General features: G+C 72.7%; 8 protein-coding genes. 1 reads left to right on the top strand and 7 read right to left on the bottom strand.

The window, feature by feature from the left end; translation table 11 throughout:
- A partial coding sequence (locus AB0C29_RS23965; protein WP_360823960.1) for an NAD(P)H-binding protein occupies window positions 1–691 on the bottom strand: 691 nt, incomplete at its 3' end.
- A gap of 113 nt (window positions 692–804) precedes the next feature.
- Here AB0C29_RS23965 and AB0C29_RS23960 point away from each other — a divergent pair.
- A complete protein-coding gene (locus tag AB0C29_RS23960; protein ID WP_360823957.1) occupies window positions 805–2,205 on the top strand; it encodes a glucose-6-phosphate dehydrogenase in 1,401 nt (466 codons plus the stop codon).
- Window positions 2,206–2,233: 28 nt separating this feature from the next.
- On the opposite strand, the gene AB0C29_RS23955 is transcribed toward AB0C29_RS23960, so the two are convergent.
- The 6 genes from AB0C29_RS23955 to AB0C29_RS23930 all read right to left on the bottom strand — a co-directional run.
- Window positions 2,234–2,959, bottom strand: coding sequence for an SUMF1/EgtB/PvdO family nonheme iron enzyme (locus tag AB0C29_RS23955; protein WP_360823963.1), 726 nt, complete (start codon window positions 2,957–2,959; stop codon window positions 2,234–2,236).
- 18 nt (window positions 2,960–2,977) lie between these two features.
- Window positions 2,978–5,335, bottom strand: coding sequence for a glycosyl hydrolase family 65 protein (locus AB0C29_RS23950; RefSeq protein ID WP_360823954.1), 2,358 nt, complete (start codon window positions 5,333–5,335; stop codon window positions 2,978–2,980).
- 32 nt (window positions 5,336–5,367) lie between these two features.
- Complete coding sequence (locus AB0C29_RS23945) at window positions 5,368–6,015, bottom strand: adenylate kinase (protein WP_360823951.1); 648 nt, start codon at window positions 6,013–6,015, stop codon at window positions 5,368–5,370.
- A 77-nt stretch (window positions 6,016–6,092) separates the two neighbouring features.
- Window positions 6,093–6,425 (bottom strand): TraR/DksA C4-type zinc finger protein, encoded by a 333-nt coding sequence (locus tag AB0C29_RS23940; protein WP_360823948.1) that lies wholly within the window; start codon window positions 6,423–6,425, stop codon window positions 6,093–6,095.
- A 16-nt stretch (window positions 6,426–6,441) separates the two neighbouring features.
- The gene (locus AB0C29_RS23935; RefSeq protein ID WP_360823945.1) at window positions 6,442–7,143 is read right to left on the bottom strand and encodes a CBS domain-containing protein; all 702 of its coding nucleotides are present in this window, start codon (window positions 7,141–7,143) and stop codon (window positions 6,442–6,444) included.
- Between the two features lie 61 nt (window positions 7,144–7,204).
- The coding region (locus AB0C29_RS23930) for a BON domain-containing protein (RefSeq protein ID WP_360823943.1) at window positions 7,205–7,640 on the bottom strand (436 nt) is incomplete at its 5' end.

Raw genomic sequence — 7,640 nt, 5'->3', positions numbered from 1 at the left:
CGTCCTGCGGGGCGATCAGCGCGTCACCCGGGGCGGCGGCGAACATGCCGGCGCTGCTGTCGGTGACCACCTTGCGCTGGTCACCGTGGGCGGCCAGGGTGATCCGGCCCAGTTCGTCGAGGGCGAAGACCTCGGGGCCGGCGACGTTGCGGGTGCCGTTCAGCGGTGAGCCGACGGCCACCTCCGCCACGGCCTGGGCGACCTCGGCCGCGGCCATGGGCTGCACGGGCGTGTCCGGCAGCCGGACCGTGTGCTCGTCGGAGGTCCAGGACAGCACCGCGTCGATGAACTCGAAGAACTGCGTGGCCCGGACGATCGAGTACGGCACCGGGCCGGCCTTGAGGATGTCCTCCTGGAGCACCTTCGCGCGGTAGTAGGCCAGGTCCGGCACCTGCTCGGCGCCCACGATGGACAGGATGACCGCGTGGCCGACCCCGGCGCGCCGGGCCGCGGCGAGCAGGTTGTCCATGGTCGTGCGGAAGAAGGCGGGGGAGGCGTCGTCGAAGGTCGGCGAGTTCGTCAGGTTGACGACGACGTCGGCCCCTCGCAGCGCCTCGTCCAGGCCCTTCCCGCTGAGCAGGTCGAGGCCGGTGGACGGCGAGTGCGGCACCGCCTCGTGCCCGCCCGCGTTCAGCATCCGGACCACCTGCGAGCCGATGAGCCCGGTGCCACCGATGACGGCGATCTTCATGTGCGTGACCTTCCTGGTCGGAGAGTTCGTTCGCCTGCTCAGACCGGACAGCCCCCGCCGTTGTGACAGCCCCGCGGAGATTAGTGCCGGGGCGGCCCGGGCATGCTGGGGTGATGACGACAAGATCTGCGGGGCCGGCCGGCGGAGAACAGAGCCTGCTCGTGCTCGGCGCCAGCGGCGACCTCACGGCCCGGCTGCTGCTGCCCGGACTGGGCGGACTGCTGACCGCCGTTCCCGGCCAGCCCCTGTTCCTGCTGGGCAGCGGCATGGACGACTGGGACGAGGAGCGCTGGCGCAAGCGCGTCGACGACTCCTTCTCCTCGGTGAACGCGACCGGCGCCCAGGTGACCGCCACGGTCGAGGGCACGCGCTACCTGCAGGCCGACGTCACCAAGGCGGAGGACCTGCGCCGGTTGCTCGACGCCTGCCGCGGACAGATCGTGATCTTCTTCGCCCTGCCGCCGGCCGTCACGGCGAAGGCCTGCCAGGCCCTGGCCGGCCTCGACCTGCCGGCGGGCACCCGGCTGGTGCTGGAGAAGCCCTTCGGCACCGACACCGCCGGCGCCGAGCGGCTCAACCAGCTGCTGGCCACGCTGGTGCCCGAGGAGCAGATCCACCGGGTCGACCACTTCCTGGGCAAGTCCACGGTGCTCAACATCCTGGGCCTGCGGTTCGCCAACCGGCTGTTCGAACCCATGCTGAACGCCGAGCACGTCGCCAGTGTCGACATCATCTTCGACGAGAGTCTCGCCCTCGAGGGCCGGGCCGGCTACTACGACAACGCGGGCGCCCTCGTCGACATGGTGCAGAGCCACCTGCTGCAGGTGCTGGCCCTGCTGGCCATGGACGCGCCGCCCACCATCGACGCCCGTGAGGTGCGCGACCGCAAGGCCCAGGTCCTGCGGGCCACCCGGCTGTGGGACGACGACGCCCGGACCTGCACCCGCCGGGCCCGGTACACCGCGGGCGAGATCGACGGGCGGCGGCTGCCGGCGTACGCCGACGAGCCGGGCGTCGACCCGGGCCGGAGCACCGAGACGCTGGCCGAGGTGGTGCTCACGGTGGACACCTGGCGGTGGGCCGGGGTGCCGTTCCGGCTGCGGTCCGGCAAGGCGATGAGCGCGACGCGCAAGGAAGCGGTCATCACGTTCAAGCAGCCGGCCCGGGTGCCCGACGGGCTGACCGGCTACGACCGGCCCGACCGGCTGCGGATCGGCTTCGGCCCGGACCGGCTCGCCGTCGACCTCAACATCAACGGCCCCGGCGACCCGTTCGAGATCGATCCGGTCACGCTTGATGCCGACTTCGGGCCGGGAGAGCTGCCCGCGTACGGCGAAGTGCTGCGCGGCGTCCTGGACGACGACCCGCTGCTGTCGGTGCGGGGTGACACCGCCGAGCAGTGCTGGCGGATCGTGGAGCCGGTGCTGAGCGCCTGGCGGGACGGGACTGTCCCGCTGCTGGAGTATCCGGCGGGCAGCGACGGCCCGGAGGACTCCCTGCTGGCGAAGCCCTGAGCAGCGGCTTCGATTGACGGCGCCGGCCTCAGGCCCGGTGGTTGCGGGCCAGGCGGAAGCCGACGTCGTCCAGGCTGACGGTGGGGTGGCTGCGGCGCCGGACCGAGGCGCGGCAGCTCCACTTCTCGTCGAACCAGCCGCCGCCGCGCAGCACCCGGTAAGGGCCGTAGACCTCGGCGTCGTACAGGTCCCAGCACCATTCCCACACGTTGCCGAGCATGTCGAACAGACCCCAGCCGTTCGGCGCCCGGCCGCCGACGGCGTGGGCCCGTTCGCCGGAGTTGCCGCGATACCAGGCGATCTCGTCGAGCGGGCCGTATCGCGGGCCTGAGGTTCCCGCGCGGCAGGCATGCTCCCACTCCGCCTCGGTCGGCAGCCGGTAGCCGTCGGCGTCCCGGTCCCAGGTGATGCCGGGATCCGCGACCTGCCGATCCGGCGGGAGCGGGGCGTTACGCAGGACCAGTCCCGCCGGGGACGGCGACGGATCTGGACCGGCGCCGTGGATGCGGTAAGCGGGAGTGAGGCCGTGCAGCGAGGAGAGGGCGTTGCAGAACCGGATCGCGTCCCACCAGGAGATGCCCACCACCGGTAGGCCGGCATCGCCTGGGTCGCTGCCGGCCAGGGCGTGAGCGGCTCGGGTCACGGGTGCAGCGGCGAGACGGAAAGCCGCGACCGGCACGGTCCAACTGTGCTCGGTGCGCCGGTCGTTGAGGGTGACCTCGCCCGCCGGAACGGTGATCAGGTCGAGACTCAAGTCCACGGGGAAGCGACCCTAGCGGGGTCCGGCGCGCTCGGGGGCGTAGCCCGGGGGCTGGTGGGGCGGCGGGAGGAGCGGTTCCAGAGCGGCGACGGGACGCTCGACGGAGCCACCGGCGGTGAGCTCGATCGGCTCCCCGTAGAGCTTGATCGTCAGGCGGGCGTCGGTGCCGTCGCGCAGGCTCACCCGTACCGTGGTGGGGTCGGCCTCGACCAGCAGGCGCAGACCGCTGTGCCGCAGCCGGAAGCGCAGGCCGGTGATGCCCTCGGGCAGTCGCGGCGCCAGCGCGAGCACGTCGTCGTGCTCGCGCAGGCCGCCGAAGCCCTCGACGATCGCCGACCACGCACCGGCCAGCGAGGCCAGGTGCAGCCCGTCGCGGGTGTTGGCGTGCAGGTCACGCAGGTCGACCAGGGCGGCCTCCCAGGCGTAGTCGTGGGCCAGCTCCACGTGGCCGACCTCGGCGCACATCACCGCCTGGGTGCACGCCGACAGCGACGAGTCGCGCACGGTGATGCGCTCGTAGTAGTCGACGTTGCGGGCCTTCTGCTCGTCGGTGAAGGCCTCCGGGCACCAGTGCAGCGCCAGCACCAGATCCGCCTGCTTGATCACCTGGCGGCGGTACAGCTGGAAGTACGGCGCGTGCAGCATCAGCGGCTCGCCGGGGTGCTCGGGCGCGAAGTCCCATGGGGCATAGCGGGTGAAGCCGGCCGACTGCTCGTGCACGCCGAGCCGTTCGTCGTAGGGCACGTGCACCGCGTCGGCGGCCGCCTGCCACACCTGCGGCTCGTCCGGGCGGACACCGAGCTGCTCGGCGGCCTCGGGCCGGCGGGCGCACGCGGCGACGGCGGCCCGCAGATTACGGGCGGCCATCAGGTTGGTGAAGACGTTGTCGTCGGCGACGGCGCTGTACTCGTCCGGGCCGGTGACCCCGTCGACGTGCCAGTGCCCGGCGGCGTCGTGGTGGCCGTGGGAGACCCACAGCCGGGCCGTCTCCACGAGGATCTCCAGGCCGCACTCGGCCTCCAGCGACTCGTCGCCGGTGACCTGGCGGTAGCGCTCGACGGCTCGGGCGATCACCGCGTTCAGGTGCAGCGCCGCGGTGCCGGCCGGCCAGTACGCCGAGCACTCCTCGCCGTGGATGGTGCGCCACGGGAACGCCGCACCGGCCAGGCCGAGCGTACGGGCGCGGTGCCGGGCCTGGTCGAGGATGCTGTGCCGCCACCGCAGCGCGTCGGCCGTGGCGTGCGGCGCGATGTAGGTCAGCAGCGGCAGGACGTAACCCTCGGTGTCCCAGAAGGCGTGCCCGTCGTACCCCGGGCCGGTCAGGCCCTTGGCGCCGATGGCCCGCCGCTCGGCCCGGGCGCCGGCCTGCAGGACGTGGAACAGGCCGAAACGCACCGCCTGCTGCAACACCGGGTCGCCCTCGACCTCGACATCGGCGGCGTCCCAGAAGTCGTCGAGGTACGCGCGCTGCTCGGCGGCGAGACCGTCCCAGCCGGCGTACTGCGCCCCGGTCAAAGCCGCAGCCACCTGGTCACGCAACGCCTGCGGGGATCGTTGGCTGCTCCACGCGTACCCGAGGAACTTGGTGATCCGCAGCCGCTCGCCGGGCCGCAGCACGGTGACCACCGTCGTGCGGGCCCAGTCGTCGCGGACGTCGGTCTCCTCGTCGTACGCGCCGGGCGCGGTGACGGCGTGGTCCATGCCGGCCGCCATCAGCAGGCCGCTGGTGCGGGTGCGGTGCAGCAGCACCGCGCCGTGCTGCTCGGTGTCCTGGGCCACCGCGACCAGCGGACGGTCCAGCGCGGCGGCGACGCGCGGGTCCTTGGACTTCTGCGGCTGCTCCTCGTTGGCCACCAGCCCGGACTGCAGGGTGATCCGCACCTCGTGGCCGACCGCCTCGACCTCGTAGTCGACGGCGGCGACCGCGCGCTGGGTGAACGAGACGAGCCGGGAGCTGCGGATCCGCACCCGCCGCCCGGCCGGTGACTCCCAGTCGACCTCGCGGCGCAGCACACCGGACCGCAGGTCCAGGACCCGCTCGTGGGCGTGCAGCCGGCCGTGCGCCACGTGGAACGGCTCGTCGTCGACCATCAGCCGGATCAGCTTGCCGTCGGTGACGTTGACGACGGTCTGTCCCTGCTCCGGATAGCCGTAGCCGCCCTCCGGGTACGGCAGCGGCCGCTGCTCGTAGTACGAGTTCAGATAGGTGCCGGCGATGACGTGCGGCTCGCCCTCGTCCAGGTTGCCGCGCAGCCCGATGTGGCCGTTGGCCAGCGCCAGCACCGACTCGGTCTGCCCGAGCCGGTCCAGCTCCAGGACGGCCTCACGGACCTGCCACGCCTCTACCGGGAACCGGGCCTCGCCGATCATGTCGCCTCCGCTGCTGGTCCGGGCCGGGTGGGTCAGCAGTCGCCGAACGCGGCGCCGAGCCCGGTCAGGTCGATGGAGCGCCGGGCGTTCTCCGGGACGAGGTCGACCAGCGTGCTCATGCTCTCCAGGGCGGTGAGCACCTGGTGCGCGACCTGGGCGACCGGGCGCATGGCGTCCACGGACACGAGGATCCCGCGGCTGCTGTACCACTCCACGATCGGGTACGTCACCTCGTGGTAGAGGGCCAGCCGCCGGCGGATGACCTCCTCGGTGTCGTCGGAGCGGTGCTCCAGCGCGGCGCGGGCCAGCAGCCGGCGGATCAGCTCGTCGTCGTCGGCTTTGAGGTGCAACGCGACGTTCGCGGTCATCTCGAGGCTTTTCCCGACCTGGTACAGCGCCCGGGCCTGGGCCATGTTGCGGGGCATGCCGTCCAGGACGTATCCGCCCTGGTCCCGGGCCTCCAGGAAGGCGTCGCGGACCATGTCCAGGACGATGTCGTCCGGGACCAGCTCACCGCGGTCCAGGTGGGCCCGGACGGCCAGGCCGAGCGGGGTCTGCCGGGCGACGTGGTCGCGGAGCAGGTCGCCGGTGGCGATGTGCGGCACGTTGAAGTGGGTGGCGATCAGCGCACCCTGGGTCCCTTTTCCCGCTCCGGGAGGGGCGACGAGCAGCACCCGCATGGCTGTCCTCTCACCGGTCGGAGCACGTCCGTCTCACGATCACCTGGCTGTCCCGACGATCGTAGACGTACGCGGGCTCAGGACGTCCGGCGCCGCTCGCAGCGGGTGCAGTGGGTGGCGTGCGGCAGGGCGTGCAGGCGGCCGAGGGGGAGCGGCTTGTGACAGTCCACGCACAGTCCGTAGGTGCCTTCGGACATCCGCCGGAGCGCCTGCGCCGTCTCGGCGATCCGCTCCCGGGTGGACGTGATGAGTGCCTCGAGGGTGTGGCGGTCGTGACCGGCGTGCCGGGCATGCACGGTGAGCTGGGTCAGGCGGGCGGTGTGCACGGCGAACTGCTCCTCCAGCATGCCGCGGAGCAACTCCAGGTGATCGGCGGACGAACGGGCCGGGCCGTGCAGGGTGGCGGTCATGATGCCTCCTAGGTCCTCATGCGGCCCGCCCACCGGGACGGAACGGGTCGGCACTGAACGGATGGGTGCGGTCGACCTTGGAACGGGCCAGGGCGGCGTCGTCGAAGTCGTAGCCGATGCGGTCGACCACCTCGGTCACTCCGGGCACCGCGGTGGCCAGCCTGGTGACGATGCCGGCGGTCGAGCGCCGCCCCACCGCCCCGGTCAGCGTCGCGGTGCCCTCGCTGACGCGGACGGCCACCTGTTCCGGGCGGATCCAGAGGCGGCCGCGCAGCACCGCCTCGACCTCGCGCCGGATCGCCGCGTCCTGCCGGGCGTACGGGCGCAGCAGGTCACCCCGGGACACCACGCCGAGCAGGCGGCCCTGCGGTCCGGTGACGAACAGCCGGCGGACGTTGCGGGACTGCATGGTCCTCGCCGCCTGCTTCAGGGAGGCCCCGGCGTCGACGGACAACGCCGGGGTGGTCATCACATCGCCGGCGCGGGCGGCGGAAGCGCTGGTCAGCTGCTTGCCTCGCGGCTTGCGCCGCTTGCCGTCGGCGACGCCGGCCAGCAGGTCGGCCTGGGAGACGACGCCCAGGACCTCGCCGGCCGGGGTGGTCACCGGTACGGCGCTGATGCGCTCGCGGTCGAGCAGACCGGCGATCTGACCCACCGGGGTGTCGACCCCCACGGTGACCACCTCGCGCGTCATGACGTCGTCCACCTGCCACTGCATGTCGGCCCCTCTCCGGACCGGGCGTGCCGCGGTCCTGATCCGGCGGTCGGCGTTGCGGATGTCAAGCATTGCGGTGTTCCTTCCCGCCCACCATGGCCGGCGACGGCGACGAATGGACTCGTTGTTTGCCGGGCATCGGCAAGGAGGCGTCCACGGCGACCCGGGTGCGCGGGCCCGGCCGCCGGCCGGGCCGGGTCGCCCCGACGGTGTCGTCGAGGTCGAACGTGAGCTGGTCGACAACGCCGGTGACGCCGGGGACCGTTGCGGTCAGCTGAGCGGCGGCTACGGCGGTCGTCCTGCGGGTCGTACGCCCGCTGATCGTGACGACTCCCTCGTCGACCTCGGCCCGGATCGCGCCGGGCCGGATCATCAGCGTGCGGCCCAGGACCCGCTGCATGACCTCGTCGCGGATGACAGCGTCCAGCCGGGCGTGCACGTTCAGCAGGTCCGACCGGGTGACGATGCCCCGCAGTCCGCCGGAACGGTCGACGACGAGC

Source organism: Actinoplanes sp. NPDC048791, assembly GCF_040650095.1.
Lineage (GTDB): Bacteria > Actinomycetota > Actinomycetes > Mycobacteriales > Micromonosporaceae > Actinoplanes.
The sequence above is the reverse complement of the archived record's forward strand: the minus strand, read 5'-3'. Positions and strand labels throughout refer to the sequence as shown.